We start from the raw sequence: 15,236 nt of genomic DNA, 5'->3' as shown, positions 1-15,236 counted from the left end.
TGGCGCGGGGCTGTCGGGCACGACCTCAGCGATCCGCTCGCGCTCGAAGCACGGCGGAGGTTGCGGGCATCGTGCGTCTGCGATCACGGGCCGGACGAAGCCCCCCCTGCGCGATCCGCATGCCCTCAGCCAGAGAATCCGAATGACGGCTGACTTCGCGCGGATCGCTCAGCCTGAGACACGCGGACAGCACGAAGCCCCGCCGCCCGCTGGGGGCGACGGGGCTCGATCACGGGGTCACTCCCCCGACAGACCGCCCAGCAGGTGTCCGAACGATCGGCCCTCGCCGAGGTACGACGACGGGTCGAAGGGGTCGGCGTCGCGAATGGGCTCGCGCGCCGCGATGGCATCCGCGAATTCGCGGGCACCGCGCTCGACGCGGGAGCCGAGCGGGGCGACCTCGTCGGCGTTCGCGCCCCAGTCGCTGGATGCCGCGAACACACCGGTCGGCACGGGGTTGGCGTGCAGGTAGGTGAACAGCGGGCGGATCGCGTAGTCGATCGCGAGCGAGTGACGAGCCGTGCCGGCGTTGGCGCCGATCAACACGGGCGTGCCGCTGAGCGCTTGCGGGTCGAGCACGTCGATGAACGACTTGAACAGGCCCGAGTAGCTGGTCGAGAAGATCGGCGTGACCGCGATGATGCCGTCGGCTGACACGACCGTGTTGATCATCTGCTCCAGGGGCGCCGGAGCGAAGCCGGTGAGCAGGTTGTCGGTGAGGTCGTGCGCGTAGTCGCGCAGCTCGAACACGTCGCTCGTGGCGTCGATCCCGCGCTCGCGCAGCTCGGCGAGAGCCGCGTGGGCGAGCCGGTCACCGAGCATCCGCGTCGACGACGGGGTCGACAGCCCCGCGGTCACGACCGCGATGCGGCGGGCGGCCATGTCAGGCACCGACCTTGGTCGCGGCCGCACCGAACGCGCTGCCCGAACGCGGCGCGGCGTCCTGGTAGGGGCTGCCCGCGACCATGTTGTCGCCGCGGTTCGCACCGGGTACGGCCTGACGCGGAGCCGCACCGGCGTAGATCTTCTCGATCTGGTTCTGGTGCGTGGGCGCGTCGGGCACCTCGGCCGGACGGTTCTTCTGCAGTTCCTTGCGGAGCACCGGCACGACCTCGGAGCCGAGGATATCGAGCTGCTCGAGCACGGTCTTGGTGGGAAGACCCGCGTGGTCGATGAGGAAGAGCTGGCGCTGGTAGTCGCCGAACGTCTCGCGCATCGCGGCGTAACGGTCGATGACCTGCTGCGGCGAGCCGACCGTCAGCGGGGTCATGTCGCTGAAGTCCTCGAGGCTCGGGCCGTGGCCGTAGACCGGCGCGTTGTCGAAGTACGGACGGAACTCGCGCACGGCGTCCTGCGACTTCGCGCGCATGAACACCTGGCCGCCGAGGCCGACGATCGCCTGCTGGGGCGTGCCGTGGCCGTAGTGGGCGAAACGCTCGCGGTACAGCGTGATGAGGCGCTGGTAGTGCTCCTTGGGCCAGAAGATGTTGTTCGCGAAGAAGCCGTTGCCGTAGTACGCGGCCTGCTCGGCGATCTCGGGCGTGCGGATCGAGCCGTGCCACACGAAGGGGGGCACACCGTCGAGGGGACGCGGGGTCGAGGTGAAGCCCTGCAGCGGGGTGCGGAACTTGCCCTCCCAGTCGACGACGTCCTCACGCCACAGCTTGTGCAGCAGGTCGTAGTTCTCGATGGTGAGCGGCAGGCCCTGACGGATGTCCTTGCCGAACCAGGGATAGACCGGGCCGGTGTTGCCGCGGCCGAGCATGAGGTCGGCACGACCGCCCGAGACGTGCTGCAGCATCGCGAAGTCCTCGGCGATCTTCACCGGGTCGTTCGTGGTGATGAGCGTGGTCGAGGTCGTGAGGATGAGGCGTTTGGTCTGCGCGGCGATGTACGCCAGCGTGGTCGTGGGCGACGACGACCAGAACGGCGGGTTGTGGTGCTCGCCGAGGGCGAAGACGTCGAGACCGACCTCTTCGGTGTGCTTCGCGATCGTGAGCGTGTCCTTGATGCGCTGGGCTTCGCTCGGGGTCTTCCCCGTCGTCGGGTCCTGGGTGATGTCGCTCACGGTCATCACACCGAACTGCATGCCGGGCCAGTTGCTCGTCTCGTTCACGATGCGCCTCCAATTTGTATGCATCTGAATATACATGCTGAAACGCGTGACGCCCAGGTTTATTCCGCACGCGCCCTCCGGACAGCGAGAACGCCCCCTGCACCGGAAGCGCTGCGAGAGCGTCTACGGCGCAGGAAGCGTTCGCCGTCTCAGGCCCCCAGCAACCCGGCCCCCACCGACGCCCCCGCGGTCGGCGCCGGGGGCACGGCCCACAGCCCCGAGCCCACGTGGCGGATGTACTCGCCCATGGCATCCGTCGACAGGGCCTTCTGTAGCGTGATGAAGCGGTCGGGGCTCTTCTGGAACGACAGGAAGAACAGCCCGGCGTTCAGGCGCCCGAGGTCGGTCGTACCGTCGACGAAGTTGTACCCGCGTCGCAGGATCCGGATGCCGCCGTTGTTGTCGGGGTGCGCGAGACGCACGTGACTGCGCGCGTCGATCGCCGTCGCGCCGGTCGCCCCCTTCGCGGCGAAATCGGGCGCGGTGAACTCGTCACCGCCCGAGAGCGGTGCACCCTTCGCCTTGTCGCGGCCGACGACGCGGTCCTGCTCGGCGAGGCGCGTGCGGTCCCACGTCTCGATGAGCATCGAGATCCGTCGGGCCACGAGATACGACCCGCCCGCGAGCCACGCCGGCCCCTCGGATGCCGACACCCAGACGTTCTCGTCGAGCGCGGCCGTGTCGTCGGCGAGGATGTTGGCCGTTCCGTCCTTGAACCCGAAGAGGTTGCGCGGCGTCGACTGGTCGGCCGTCGTCTTGGAGGTGCGCCCGAAGCCGAGCTGCGACCAGCGAATGGTCGCGCGACCGAAGGCGATGCGGCTGAGGTTGCGGATCGCGTGGACGGCCACCTGCGGATCGTCGGCGCACGCCTGGATGCAGAGGTCGCCATCCGAGCGCAGCGGGTCGAGGTCGTCACCGAGGAACGCCGGGAGGCGCTGAAGCCCCTCAGGACGTTGCCCCTCGAGACCGAAACGCGCGTCGAAGAGCGAGGGCCCGAATCCGAACGTGATGGTGAGGTTGCTCGCCGGAAGGCCCAGCGCCTCGCCCGTGTCGTCCGGCGGCGCCTCGGGCGAACCGCCGACCGCCCCGGTCGCACTGACCTCCAGCCCCTGCATCATGCGATTCGCCGCGTACGTCCAGTCCGACAGCAGTTCGGCGAGGTCGTCGCGCGTGGTGCGCGCCATCATGTCGTAGGCCGCGAAGTGCAGGTGCTCCTGCACCGGGGTGGTGATGCCCGGCTGATGGATGCCGGTCGTCGCCGCCGCGGCATCCCTCGCCGCCTTCTGCTGCTCGAGGGCGAAAGCCTGTCCGCCCACGAGACCGCCGCCCGCACCCACCACCAGTCCCGTGCCGCCGGCGCCGAGGGCGAGGCCCATCAGCCCTCGACGCGACAGACCGGTGGCCACCGGAGTCTGCTGTTCCTCCTCGCTCACGCTCACTCCAGGATGGTGACCGTGAGCTGCGACAGCGGCTCGGCGAGGGCGTTGATGAGGTCGGTGAGCTGACGCTTGTCGGCCTCGGTGATCTGGCTGTACGGGACGAAGCCGGCTTCGAGCGAGCCGTACTTCGCCAGCGCCGCCTCGAGGTCGGCGTACCCGGCGTCGATGCGCGAGACGAGCGCGGTGCCCTTGTCGCCCTTCGAGTCGGCGAAGTCGCGCACGAGCGAGAACGCCATCTTCGAGCCCTCGACGTTCGCCGCGAAATCGTTGAGATCGGTGCCCGACCACCAGTCCTCTTCGCCGCTGATCTTGCCCGTGGCGACCTCGTCGAGCAGCGAGATCGCACCGTTCGAGATCCCCGCCACACCCTGCGTGGTCAGCGCTTGCGTGAACGCGTCGGAGTGGACGTAGTCGTAGAGCTCCTGCGTGTCGGCGATGAGCTTGTCGCCGTAGGTCGCACGCTCGGCCGGGGTCGAGGGGGCCCAGTTCTTCCAGGCCGGGGTCTCCCCGTCGGCGTTGAGCGCGTCTTGCGCGGGGACCCACAGGTCTTTCTCGATGCGGTGGAAGCCGGTCCAGTCCAGCCCCTCGGCCACCGCGTCGACCTCGCGGTAGTCGATGCGCGGGTCGAGGTCGCCGAGCGCCTCGGCGATCGGCTCGATGCGCTCGTAGAACGCGCGGACGTGCGGGAACTGCTCGCGCGCGGCGGCGTCGTCGCCCGACTCGTACGCCGCGGTGAACGTCTGCACGGCGGGGATGAGCTGGCCGACCTGGTCCTTGACGAACGCCGCGTAGAGGTCGACGGCCTGTTGCTTCTGCTCGGCATCAGGGCCGCTGACGGCGACCGTGTCTCCGGTGACCGAGAAGCTCGCCTTGCCCACGCCGTCGCCGACCATGCCCGGCTTGCAGAGGGTGAAGTAGTCGCCGGGCTGCGCGACGACGGTGAGGTTGCGCGAGGCGCCCGGCGCGATGTTCTCGACCTCGCCGACGATGCGCAGACCGTCGGACGCCAACAGGTAGAACTCCGTGACCTGGTCGCTCTTGTTGCTGACGTCGAAAGCGACGGTGCCGCTGGGGGCGCTGGCGGACGACACCGCGCACCCGTCATCGGTCGAGGTGACCGCGAGGGCTCCGGAGGCGGCGGCGTCGGATTTGGCGACGCACCCGGAGAGGACGAGGGCGGCCGCGCCGGCCACGGCCGTGGCCGCGAGGAGGCGTGTCGGGTTCATGATGCTCCGTTCGGGAGGAGGATGGATGCCGCGGCGTCGGGCACGCGAGCGGCGTCGGGGGACTACGGGGCGGCGGTCGCCGCGTCGGGGGTCGAGGAGAGCGCGGGCGCGGCGGTCGGGGCTCGGCGCGAGCGGCCGTTGGCGCGGACACCGCGCACGAAGAGGGGCACGACGACCGCGACGTAGGCGATCCACGCGATCACCTGCAGCCAGGTCATCTGGGGCATGAAGCCGATCGTGGCCTGCAGCAGGGCGGCGAGCGGACCTCCCGGAGCGATGACACTCGAGACGTCGAACGCCCATCCGAAGGGGAAGCCCGCCCAGCCGGTGGCCACCAGGCCGGTCGCGGCGTCGACGGGGGCTCCGGAGCCGAAGGGGCCGGGGAGCGCACCGGCCTCCTGCAGGTCGTGGAAGGCGTAGGCGAGCACGCCCGCCGCGACCACGACGAGGAAGCCGCCGGTCCACGTGAAGAAACGCGAGAGATCCAGGCGCAACATGCCGCGGGCGATGAGCCAGCCGAGCACGACCGCCGCCGCGAGGCCGAGCAGGGCGCCCAGCAGCGCCGTCGGGGCGTCGCCGAACGACTGCACCATCGACCACAGCAGCAGCGTCGTCTCGACGCCCTCGCGCGCGACGGAGACGAACCCGATCGCCACGAGTGCCCACACGCCGCCGCGGAGCGCCTTGTCGACGCCGCCCTCGAGGCCGGCCTTGAGTGTGCGCCCGGCGCGCTGCATCCAGAAGATCATCCAGGTGACCATTGCCACGGCGAGCAGTGACAGACCGCCACCGAGCAGTTCCTGCGCCTCGAAGGTCAGCATGTAGGCACCGAAGGTGAACACGGCTCCGATGGCGAGAGCCAGGGCGACGGCCAGACCGACACCCGCCCACAGTCGCGGCAGGGCGTCGCGCCGATCGAGACGCGTGAGGTAGGCGACGAGGATGCCGACGACGAGCGCGGCTTCGAGGCCTTCGCGGAGGCCGATGAGGAAGGTGGCGAGCACGGGCGGGTGTTCCGACTTTCGATTCTCGGGTGGGGGCCGCGGCGCTGCGGGTGGGTAAGGACAGCCTCACCTGACCAGCACACATTACGCAAGTCGTCGGCCGATCCGCACCCCGCCGGTCGGCGGGGATTATGACGAACGGGCTCCCCCGGCGGCGCCCGCGGTAACCCTCAGCAACATTCCGGCGCGCATCGGGGCGACGACCTAGCCTCGACGCATGTCCGACCTGAATCTCCCCGTCCTCGATCTGTCGCTCCTCGACCAGGGCCCGGATGCCGCCGCTCGCTTCCGCGACGAGCTGCGCGCCGCGACCCACGACGTCGGTTTCTTCTACTTGACGGGTACGGGCGTCAGCGCCGAGCTCGAAGCCGATCTGCTGAAAGCGGCGAAGGACTTCTTCGCCCTCCCCGAGGCCGACAAGCTCTCGATCGAGAACGTCATGAGCCCGCACTTCCGCGGCTACACGCGGGTCGGCGGCGAGCGCACGCAGGGTCGCGTCGATTGGCGCGAGCAGATCGACATCGGCCCCGAGCGCGATGCGATTGACGACCCCGACGGTCCGGGGTACAACCGGCTCATCGGCCCGAACCTGTGGCCCGCGGCGCAGCCCGAACTGAAGGACGTCGTCACCGAGTGGCACGACCACCTGACCGGCGTCGCCCGCAAGCTGCTGCGTGCCTGGGCTCTCGCCCTGGGCGCTGAGGAGCAGTACTTCGATCGTCACTTCGGCGACCCCCAGACCCTCATCAAGATCGTCCGCTACCCCGGCAAGGACGACCCCACGCCCCAGCAGGGCGTCGGCGCGCACAAGGACTCCGGCGTCCTCACACTGCTGTGGGTCGAGCCCGGCAAGGGCGGCCTGCAGGTCGAGCGTGACGGCGAGTGGGTCGACGCTCCCCCGGTCTCGGGCGCTTTCGTCGTCAACATCGGCGAACTGCTCGAGTACGCCACGCAGGGCTACCTCCGTGCGACGAACCACCGCGTGATCTCACCGCGCTTCCCCGACGAGCGCATCTCGGTGCCGTTCTTCTTCAACCCGGCGCTGGACGCGCGGTTGCCGATCATCGAGCTGCCGGCGGAGCTCGCCGCCGAGGCCCGCGGTGTCGAGGACGATCCCTCGAACCCCATCCACGCCACCTACGGCGAGAACGCCCTCAAGTCGCGTCTGCGCGCCCACCCCGATGTGGCGGAGCGCTGGCACGCGGACCTGCTCGCCGCGCGCGCGTCATCCTGAGCCGGTCGAGCGCCCGGCATCCTCAGCGGGCCGGGCGCACGGCATCCTGAGCCGTGTCACCGCGGCGTCGGCCCGCCCGCCCTCGTCACGCATAAACGCTCCCGGCGCGCAGAAACGCGAGCACAACGCGTTTCCGCGCGCGGATCGCGTTTATGCGTCCGGACCCGGAGCAACGACCGCACAGTGCGGTCGCCGACCCCGAGCAAGCGGATGCCGCGCGCCACGGCATCCGGGAATGACGAAGGCCGCCCCACACCGTGGGGCGGCCTTCCAAGAATGTTTTGCGCGATAGAACGCTGGTGCGATTAGCGACGCAGACCGAGACGCTCGATGAGCGAGCGGTAACGGTTGATGTCGACGTCCTGCAGGTAACCCAGCAGGCGACGGCGCTGACCGACGAGCAGGAAGAGTCCACGGCGCGAGTGGTGGTCGTGCTTGTGGATCTTGAGGTGCTCGGTGAGGTCCTTGATGCGCTGCGTCATCATCGCGACCTGCACCTCGGGGGATCCGGTGTCACCGGGGTGCGTCGCGTACTCTTCGATGATCGCCTTCTTGACGTCTGCTTCGAGTGCCATAGATGGGATCCCCTTCCTTCTCATTGCGCGGCGCCCGGCACCTGATGTGCGAGCTCTCTTTATCCGCGGCCGATCGAACGGCAACCGCATGAGTCTACCAGCATCCGGATGCCACGACAGCACGGCCTCGCTCCGCGCTCCGCGGTCCGCGTTCGATGTCCGAGGCCTGGCGTAGCCTCGACGCGTGCAGCTCACCGTTCGCGTCAAACCCGGCAGTCGACGCGGCCCCCTCGTCGAAGAGACGACCGACGGCCTCGTCGTGCACGTGCGCGAGCGCGCGGTCGACGGCGCCGCCAACTCCGGCGTCGTGAAGGCCCTGGCCGCTCACTTCGCCGTCGCTCCGCGAGACGTCGAGATCCTGCGGGGCCACACCGCGCGCGTCAAGCGCATCGAGGTCGACGCGTGAGGATGCGTCGCAGCGCCTTCATCGACCTGCGCCCCCTCACCACCTCCCCCGCCTTCGCCCGCCTGTGGGTCGGGTCGACGCTCGCGGGCCTCGGCGGCCAGCTCACGATCGTCGCGGTCATGCTGCACGTGTTCGAGCTGACGCAGAGCACGTTCGCGGTGTCGATGATCGCGGTGGCGGGCCTGGTGCCCATGGTTCTCGCGGGCCTGTACGGCGGAATGCTCGCCGACGCCTTCGACCGCCGCACGGTGGCCCTCCTCGCGGCGGTCATCACCTTCGTCTCGACGGCCCTTCTCGCCGTGCTGGCCTGGACGGGGCTCGAGACCGTGGGGTGGCTCTTCGCGCTCAGCATCGTCAACTCGGCGGCGAACTCGATCGTCATGGCCACGAAGTCGGCGATCACCCCGCGGCTCATCGCGCGCGAGCTGCTCCCCGCCGCGGCCGCCCTGCAGGGAGTCACCGTCGGCATCATGGTGATGGCCGGGCCGGCGCTGGCGGGCGTGCTCGTCGCGGTCGCCGGGTACGCGTGGACGTACTCGCTCGACGTCCTGCTCATGACCTCGCTGTTCCTGGGCCTGTGGTCGCTGCCGCGGCTGCGTCCGCAGGGCGAGGTCGTCCGCCCGGGCCTCGAGTCGCTGCGCGACGGCGCGCGGTTCCTGCGCCGCGCGCCGAACATCCGCTTGCAGTACATCCTCGACATCGTCGCGATGACGTTCGGGCAGCCGGTCACGCTCTTCCCCGCCATCGGCGCCGTGCTGCTCGGCGGCGGCGCGATCACCACCGGCATCCTCACCGCTGCCGTCGCCGCCGGGGCCTTCCTGTCGAGCCTGTTCTCGGGCCCCATCGGACGCGTGCGTCGCCAGGGCGTGGGTATCGAGCGCGCGATCCAGGTCTACGGGCTGTCCATCGGCCTGTTCGGACTCGTCCTTCTCGCCGCCGCTCTCGGCTGGATGCGACCCGGCGTCGTCGACGAGACGCACGCCGCGGTCGCGCTGATCGTCCTCGCCGCGGTGGTCCTGGCCGTCTCGGGCGCGGCCGACAACGTCAGTGCCATCTACCGCTCGACCATGATGCAAGCGGCGGTTCCGGATGCCATGCGCGGGCGCCTCCAGGGCATCTTCATCGTCGTGGTGGCCGGTGGGCCCCGTGTCGGTGCGCTCTACGCCGGCACCCTCGCCACCCTCACCACCCTGTGGTTCCCGCCGCTGCTCGGCGGCTTCGTGATCCTCGGGCTCGTCGGCCTGCTGGTGCGACTTTCGCCCCGATTCCGGCACTATGACGCGCAGAACCCTTTGCCCTGACGCCCTCGCCCCCACCGCATGTGACGTCGCGTTGCGCGGAGACAGCGCCGAGGACGGCCCCTGGGAAAGCATGGCGGGATGACGCGGACGCAGCAGAGCAGCGCCCACTGGGGCACATTCCAGGTCGAGGTGTCGGACGACGGTCGCACCGTGCTGCGCACGCACCCCTACGCCGACGACACCGACGCCTCCCCGGCGATCGCGGGCGTGGCGGAGGCACAGCATCACCCGCTTCGCGTCACCCGCCCGGCGGTGCGGCGTCGGTGGCTCGAGCACGGTCCCGGTGCCGACGACCGTCGGGGCGCACCCGACGACGAGTACGTCGAGGTCGAGTGGGACGAAGCGCTCGATCTTCTGGCCTCCGAGCTCGATCGGGTGCGCACGACCCACGGTAACCGGGCGATCTTCGGCGGCTCCTACGGGTGGGGAAGTGCCGGGCGTCTGCACCACGCCCAGGGGCAACTCCACCGGTTCCTGAACGCGATCGGCGGCTACACGTCATCCGTCAACGACTACAGCCGCGGGGCCAGTCTCGTGCTGCTGCCGCACCTGATCGGCGCGAACGGGATGGAGCAGCTGCGCAAACGTCCGCCGTCCTGGCCGCACATCGCCGAACACACCGACCTCATGCTCTGCTTCGGCGGCGTGCGCCTGTCGAACACGTCGGTGATCCCGGGCGGCCACGACCGCCAGGTGGTCGGCGGCCTGTCGCGGACGGCCGCGCGCAGCACGCGGATCGTGTCCGTCTCCGCGCAACGCGACGACATCGGGTCCGATCTGGATGCCGAATGGATCCCGATCAGACCCGGCACCGACACCGCTCTGCTCCTCGCCCTCACGCACACCCTCGTCGACGAAGGACTCACCGATGAGGAGTTCCTCGCCACGCGTGCCGTGGGCGGCGATCGGGTGCGGGCGTACCTGCGGGGTGAGTCCGACGGGGTCACGAAGAGCGCCGAATGGGCGGAGGGGATCACCGGCATCGCCGCGGCATCCATCCGCGAGCTCGCCCGACGAGCAGCCGCCGGACGCACGCTCGTGAACGTGACGTACTCGCTGCAGCGGGCCGAGCACGGCGAACAGGCCGTGTTCGCGGCGCTGACGTTCGCCGCCTTCCTCGGGCAGATCGGTCTGCCCGGGGGCGGGTTCTCGCACGGGTACGGGTCGATGGGCGACCACGGCATCGGCGTCGAACAGGTGCGGTTGCCCACCTTCCCCCAGGGCCGAAATTCGGTCGACGACTTCATCCCGTGCGCGCGCATCAGCGACCTGCTCTTGCGCCCCGACGACGAGATCCCGTTCGACGGCGGAACGCTGCGACTGCCCGACATCCGCCTGGTGTACTGGGCGGGCGGCAACCCGTTCCATCATCACCAAGACCTTCGGCGCCTGCGCCTCGGGCTGGCGCGGATCGACACCCTCGTGGTGCACGAGTTCCACTGGACGCCGACCGCGCGGCACGCCGACGTCGTCCTGCCGGCGGCCACGCCGCTCGAGCGCGACGATCTGGCCGCCGGGCCCGGCGACTCCCGATTGCGGGCCATGCCGCGAGCGGTGGAGCCCGCCGGACAGGCCCGCGAGGAGTTCTGGATCTACGACCGGCTCGCGGGCCGCCTCGACGCGGACTACGCGGAGGGCCTCGACTCCCGGGGGTGGCTCGAGCGCATCTACGAGCAGTGGCGGGGGCAGAACCCCGACGCCCCGCCCTTCGCGGACTTCTGGCGAGACGGCGGCACTCCCCTACCGCAGCGGCCGTACCGCGAGGGCGCCTTCGCCGCGTTCCGCGCCGACCCGGCGGCCCACCCGCTCGACACCCCCAGCGGGCTGATCGAACTGTTCTCGTCCACCCTCGACGGGTTCGGGCTGCCCGACACGGCGGGGCACGCCCTGTGGATCGAACCGGCGTCGGAGCCCGACTCGCCCTACGACGTGCAGCTGTTGTGCAATCAGCCCTCGCACCGCCTGCACAGCCAGCTCGACATGGCGGCCCCCAGTCGCTCCACGAAGGTCGCGGGCCGAGAGCCGGTACGCCTGAATCCCGCGGATGCCGCGGCGCGCGGCCTCCGAGACGGCGACGTCGCGATCGTCCGGAGCCCGCAGGGCAGCTTGCTCGCGGGGGTCATCGTCACTGACGCGCTGCTCCCCGGCGTCGCGCAGATGCACACGGGCTCCTGGTACGACCCCAGCGCACCGCACATCGCCGACTGCGTGAACGGCAACGTCAACGTCCTCACGAAAGACGTCGGCACCTCGATGCTCACCCAGGCGTCGAGCGGAGCACGCGTCGCGGTCTCGATCGCGCGGTACGAGGGCCCACTGCCGCCCGTTCGCGCGTACGAACCGCCGCCGCTGGCGGACCGGGCCGGGCACGACGGCACACCGCAGACCTGACGGCCATCGATCGGCGGATTTCCGCCGTCGCACTCCCCCGGGCCGCGTGATGTCGCACCCCCGCCCTACAGTCGGGGTCGTGGCATCCACCCCCGCTCCCTCCCCCGTCTCGATCACCGTCCAGTTCATCCTCACGGGCATCGTGTGGGGGTCGAGCTTCCTCTTCATCGCGATCGCCTTGACGGGCATGACCCCCGCGCAGGTCGCCGGCGGGCGGTTGCTCTTCGGCGCTCTCGCCCTGGCCGCGATCGTCGCCATCCGGCGTGAGCGTCTTCCGCGCACGGTCCGCGTCTGGGGGCACCTGTGCGTGCTCGCGGTGAGCTTCTGCGTGGTCCCGTTCCTGCTATTCGCCTGGGCCGAGCAGCACGTGTCGTCGGGGCTCGCGAGCATCTTCAACGCGACCACCCCGATCATGACGGCGGTCATGGCCTGGGCCGTGTTCCGCGTCGAGAAGCTCCAGCTCGGTCAGCTCCTCGGTATCGCCATCGGCATCGTGGGTGTCGTGGTCATCATCGCCCCGGGTGCGGCGGCCGACATCGGCGACAGCACCGTCGCGCAGCTCGCCCTCCTGGGCGCGACCGCCTGCTACGGGTTCAGCCTCGCCTACATGCGTCGCTTCCTCGGCGACACGGGCCTGTCGGGCATCGCCTTCGCTTTCGGGTACATCGGGCCCGCAGCAGCCTTCATGGTGCTGCTGTCGCCGATCATCCTCGCCGAGCCGATGCAGCTCACCCTCCCGGTCGCCGGCAGCATCGTCGCCCTCGGCGTTCTCGGCACGGGAATTGCGTACGTCTGGAACCAGAACACCCTCCGCGCCTGGGGCCCGACCCGCGCCTCGACCGTCACCTACATCACACCGGTCGTCGGGGTGGCTCTCGGCATCCTGGTGCTCGGCGAGCGCATCTCGTGGAACGAGCCGGTCGGAGCCGCCGTGGTGTTCCTGGGCATCCTTCTGGTGCAGCAGCGGGTGCGTCTCGGTCGACGCGCGACCGTCTGACAGCGCGCCGCGTGACGACTCGGTGGCGCCGTCACCGCCGCTCCGGCCGGAGCACGCCGACGACGAAGGCCCCGGATGCCGTGGCATCCGGGGCCTTCGTCACAGATCACCGCAGCGCGAGCTGCGGGAGGATCACGCCTGGAGCGCGAGCTGCAGGTCGAGCTCGATGGTGACGTCCTTGCCGACGAGCACGCCGCCGGTCTCGAGGGCGGCGTTCCAGGTGAGACCGAAGTCTTCGCGGTTGACGACCGTCTTCGCGGTGGCGCCGGCCTTGTAGTTGCCCCACGGGTCGGTGCCGAAGCCGCCGAAGTCGAGCGCGAAGGTGGCGGGCTTGGTGATGCCGCGGATGGTCAGGTTGCCGTCGACGAGGAAGTCGCCGTCCTCGACGCGGACGCCGGTGGAGCGGAAGTCCATCGTCGGGTAGGTCTCGACGTCGAAGAACTCGGCGGAGCGCAGGTGCTGGTCGCGACCCTCGTCCTTGGTGTCGACCGAGGTGACGTCGACGGACGCCTCGACGGTGGCCTCGAGCGGGTTCTCGGGGGCGACGATCGTGGCGCTCTTCATGCCGAAGGTGCCGCGGACCTTCGAGATCATCATGTGGCGCACCGAGAAGGTGACCTCGCTGTGTGCGGGGTCGAGCACCCAGGTGCCTGCCTTGTAGCCGGGGATCTCGAGGGCGGTGGTGTCAGTCATGTCACTCCTAAAGGTCTGGGGAGCCGTGGCGGCGTCCTGCCGGGATCCAACTCCCATTCACACGAATGTATTCCACGATCGAGGAAAACGACGAACCCGAGGGAGCCGCAGCCCCCTCGGGTTCGTGAATGTTCGGTGAAGAACGTCCGATCAGCCGACCTTCAGCAGGTCGATGATGAAGATGAGGGTCTTGCCGCCCAGGAAGTGCCCGCCGGCGGGTCCGTAGGCGAGGTGGGGCGGGATCACGAGCTCGCGGCGTCCGCCGACCTTCATGCCCGGGATACCGTCCTGCCAGCCCTGGATCAGGCCACGGAGGGGGAACTGGATGCTCTCGCCACGACCCCAGGAGGAGTCGAACTCTTCACCCGATTCGTACTCGACACCGGCGTAGTGCACGGTGACGGTGTCGCCGGGCTTGGCCTCGTCGCCGTCGCCGACGATGATGTCGCGAATGACGAGGTCGGAGGGGGCGGGGCCGCTGGGAGCGTCGAACTCCGGCTTGGTGCGATCAGTCATGAGTCCATCCAAGCACGGCGGGCGGGCCGGCGAAGCCCCTGGACAGCAGCTCGAAAAACACTCAGCGCCCGGTGCCGCGGCGATGCCTGCGTGTCTCCCGGGCGCTGAGTTGGCCTACAACGATGGTGCTCCCGCGCCGAGACGGTGTCAAGACCCCGGCGTGGGGCCGGGTCGGGGACGTAGCAGCGCTGCGCGCGCGGCCGTCGTCCGCTCGAGCAGGTACCTCTCGGTGGCGGGGGCGTGCGGATCGCGGCCCGAGAGGGTCCGCTGGCGTGCGGCGGCCAGAGCCGTGGCATCCGTGATGAAGCCCTTCATCACCGACGAGCGGTCTCCGGGCAGCGTCCGCGACCAGGCCAGAGCCGATCGCCGACCCGGCGCAGTGGCCAGCATGTCGACCTCTTGCGGGGTGAACCACCCCGCCGCGGCGTACTCCCCGAGTCGAGCTCGCGTCAGTCGCGACTCCTCCCGGCGCAGGGCCAGGATGCCGAGGAGGAACAGGACGAACAGTGGCACCTGGAGCGCCGCGTACAGCTCGAAGAAGTCGAAGAACGTGGCGGAGCCGTTCCACAGGGCGTGGAGCACGATCGCGCCGATGATCCCCGGCACCCCGTACCGCAGCGCCGCCCCGGCGCGCAGCCCGCGGCGGGCCGCCAGACCGAAGGCGAACCCGGTCAGGCTCGTGAACATGACGTGCGCGAACGGAGAGAGCACGGCACGCAGGAAGAACGTGCTCGCCACCTGCCCGGGGCCGCCCTCGAGATAGCTGATGGCGAAGTACTGGACGTTCTCGGTGAGCGCGAAGCCCGCCCCGATGAGCGCGCCGTAGACGATGCCGTCGACCGGGCCGTCGAACGCGCGACGCGCGAGGCCGAAGATAAGCAGCACCCCGAGGCCCTTGGCCAGCTCCTCGACGATGGGCGCCTGGATCACGCTGCTGAAGGCAGCCGGTTGCGGACCGAGCACGAGGGTGAGGACGAGGTCGACGCCGAGCGCGATCGTGACCGAGGCGATGGCCCCCCATGCCACGGCGAAGACGAGCAGACGGCGCGGCTCGGGCTCCCACCGGTCGATGTAGCGCACGGCGAACCAGACGATCACAAAGGGGATCACCGCCAGCACGAGACCGATGAACGATGCCGCCGTGCCGAGAAAACCGGTGAAGTAGCGCACCAGCAGCGCCAGCAGCGGGACCAGGAGCACCGCGACGATCCACAGAGCCACACCGCCTCGGCGCGAGCGGGGCGGCGCCGCCGAGACGGCCGCCTGAGGGGCCGTCGAGATGCGGGGCGGGTCGGCCGATCCGGGCTGCGACAGCGGCGAAGGATAGGTCATGCGCAC

At 70.1% G+C, this 15,236-nt stretch carries 14 protein-coding genes; 5 read left to right on the top strand and 9 right to left on the bottom strand.

The genetic code is table 11. The features are described from left to right. Positions 1 to 237 precede the first annotated feature (237 nt). The 5 genes from J2X55_RS07845 to efeU all read right to left on the bottom strand — a co-directional run bounded on the left by J2X55_RS07845 (position 238) and on the right by efeU (position 5,785). Positions 238 to 882: a CE1759 family FMN reductase gene (locus tag J2X55_RS07845; protein WP_309822796.1), complete on the bottom strand. Its 645-nt coding sequence runs from the start codon at positions 880 to 882 to the stop codon at positions 238 to 240. A gap of 1 nt (position 883) precedes the next feature. Then, positions 884 to 2,089, bottom strand: a complete 1,206-nt coding sequence (locus tag J2X55_RS07840; RefSeq protein WP_309823025.1) for an LLM class flavin-dependent oxidoreductase — start codon at positions 2,087 to 2,089, stop codon at positions 884 to 886. Positions 2,090 to 2,265: 176 nt separating this feature from the next. Beyond that, complete coding sequence (efeB, locus tag J2X55_RS07835) at positions 2,266 to 3,549, bottom strand: iron uptake transporter deferrochelatase/peroxidase subunit (RefSeq protein ID WP_396653248.1); 1,284 nt, start codon at positions 3,547 to 3,549, stop codon at positions 2,266 to 2,268. Between the two features lie 2 nt (positions 3,550 to 3,551). Continuing rightward, on the bottom strand, positions 3,552 to 4,781 hold the full coding sequence (efeO, locus tag J2X55_RS07830) for an iron uptake system protein EfeO (protein WP_115920254.1): 1,230 nt from the start codon (positions 4,779 to 4,781) through the stop codon (positions 3,552 to 3,554). Between the two features lie 62 nt (positions 4,782 to 4,843). Then, on the bottom strand, positions 4,844 to 5,785 hold the full coding sequence (efeU, locus tag J2X55_RS07825; protein WP_309822794.1) for an iron uptake transporter permease EfeU: 942 nt from the start codon (positions 5,783 to 5,785) through the stop codon (positions 4,844 to 4,846). A gap of 217 nt (positions 5,786 to 6,002) precedes the next feature. Here efeU and J2X55_RS07820 point away from each other — a divergent pair, with 217 nt between their 5' ends. Next, on the top strand, positions 6,003 to 7,019 hold the full coding sequence (locus tag J2X55_RS07820; protein ID WP_309822793.1) for a 2-oxoglutarate and iron-dependent oxygenase domain-containing protein: 1,017 nt from the start codon (positions 6,003 to 6,005) through the stop codon (positions 7,017 to 7,019). 305 nt (positions 7,020 to 7,324) lie between these two features. Here J2X55_RS07820 and rpsO read toward each other — a convergent pair whose 3' ends face one another. Continuing rightward, the gene (gene rpsO, locus J2X55_RS07815) at positions 7,325 to 7,594 is read right to left on the bottom strand and encodes a 30S ribosomal protein S15 (protein WP_013583433.1); all 270 of its coding nucleotides are present in this window, start codon (positions 7,592 to 7,594) and stop codon (positions 7,325 to 7,327) included. A 184-nt stretch (positions 7,595 to 7,778) separates the two neighbouring features. Here rpsO and J2X55_RS07810 point away from each other — a divergent pair, with 184 nt between their 5' ends. From J2X55_RS07810 to J2X55_RS07795, 4 genes are all read left to right on the top strand, one after another. After that, positions 7,779 to 8,000: a DUF167 domain-containing protein gene (locus J2X55_RS07810; RefSeq protein ID WP_309822789.1), complete on the top strand. Its 222-nt coding sequence runs from the start codon at positions 7,779 to 7,781 to the stop codon at positions 7,998 to 8,000. Positions 8,001 to 8,002: 2 nt separating this feature from the next. Further along, positions 8,003 to 9,301 (top strand): MFS transporter, encoded by a 1,299-nt coding sequence (locus tag J2X55_RS07805; protein WP_309823024.1) that lies wholly within the window; start codon positions 8,003 to 8,005, stop codon positions 9,299 to 9,301. A gap of 78 nt (positions 9,302 to 9,379) precedes the next feature. Continuing rightward, the gene (locus J2X55_RS07800) at positions 9,380 to 11,692 is read left to right on the top strand and encodes a molybdopterin-dependent oxidoreductase (RefSeq protein WP_309822787.1); all 2,313 of its coding nucleotides are present in this window, start codon (positions 9,380 to 9,382) and stop codon (positions 11,690 to 11,692) included. Between the two features lie 79 nt (positions 11,693 to 11,771). Further along, positions 11,772 to 12,689, top strand: coding sequence for a DMT family transporter (locus J2X55_RS07795; RefSeq protein ID WP_309822785.1), 918 nt, complete (start codon positions 11,772 to 11,774; stop codon positions 12,687 to 12,689). Positions 12,690 to 12,821: 132 nt separating this feature from the next. Here J2X55_RS07795 and J2X55_RS07790 read toward each other — a convergent pair whose 3' ends face one another. The 3 genes from J2X55_RS07790 to J2X55_RS07780 all read right to left on the bottom strand — a co-directional run bounded on the left by J2X55_RS07790 (position 12,822) and on the right by J2X55_RS07780 (position 15,230). Beyond that, a complete protein-coding gene (locus J2X55_RS07790; protein WP_115920239.1) occupies positions 12,822 to 13,382 on the bottom strand; it encodes a YceI family protein in 561 nt (186 codons plus the stop codon). 150 nt (positions 13,383 to 13,532) lie between these two features. Beyond that, positions 13,533 to 13,898 (bottom strand): FKBP-type peptidyl-prolyl cis-trans isomerase, encoded by a 366-nt coding sequence (locus J2X55_RS07785; RefSeq protein WP_013583439.1) that lies wholly within the window; start codon positions 13,896 to 13,898, stop codon positions 13,533 to 13,535. Between the two features lie 147 nt (positions 13,899 to 14,045). Beyond that, positions 14,046 to 15,230, bottom strand: a complete 1,185-nt coding sequence (locus tag J2X55_RS07780) for a PrsW family intramembrane metalloprotease (RefSeq protein ID WP_309822781.1) — start codon at positions 15,228 to 15,230, stop codon at positions 14,046 to 14,048. Positions 15,231 to 15,236 lie beyond the last annotated feature (6 nt).

It is taken from the genome of Microbacterium sp. 1154, from assembly GCF_031455375.1.
In the GTDB taxonomy this organism is placed as follows: domain Bacteria; phylum Actinomycetota; class Actinomycetes; order Actinomycetales; family Microbacteriaceae; genus Microbacterium.
Note: the sequence above shows the minus strand (reverse complement) of the source record. Positions and strands in the feature narration are given on the sequence as shown.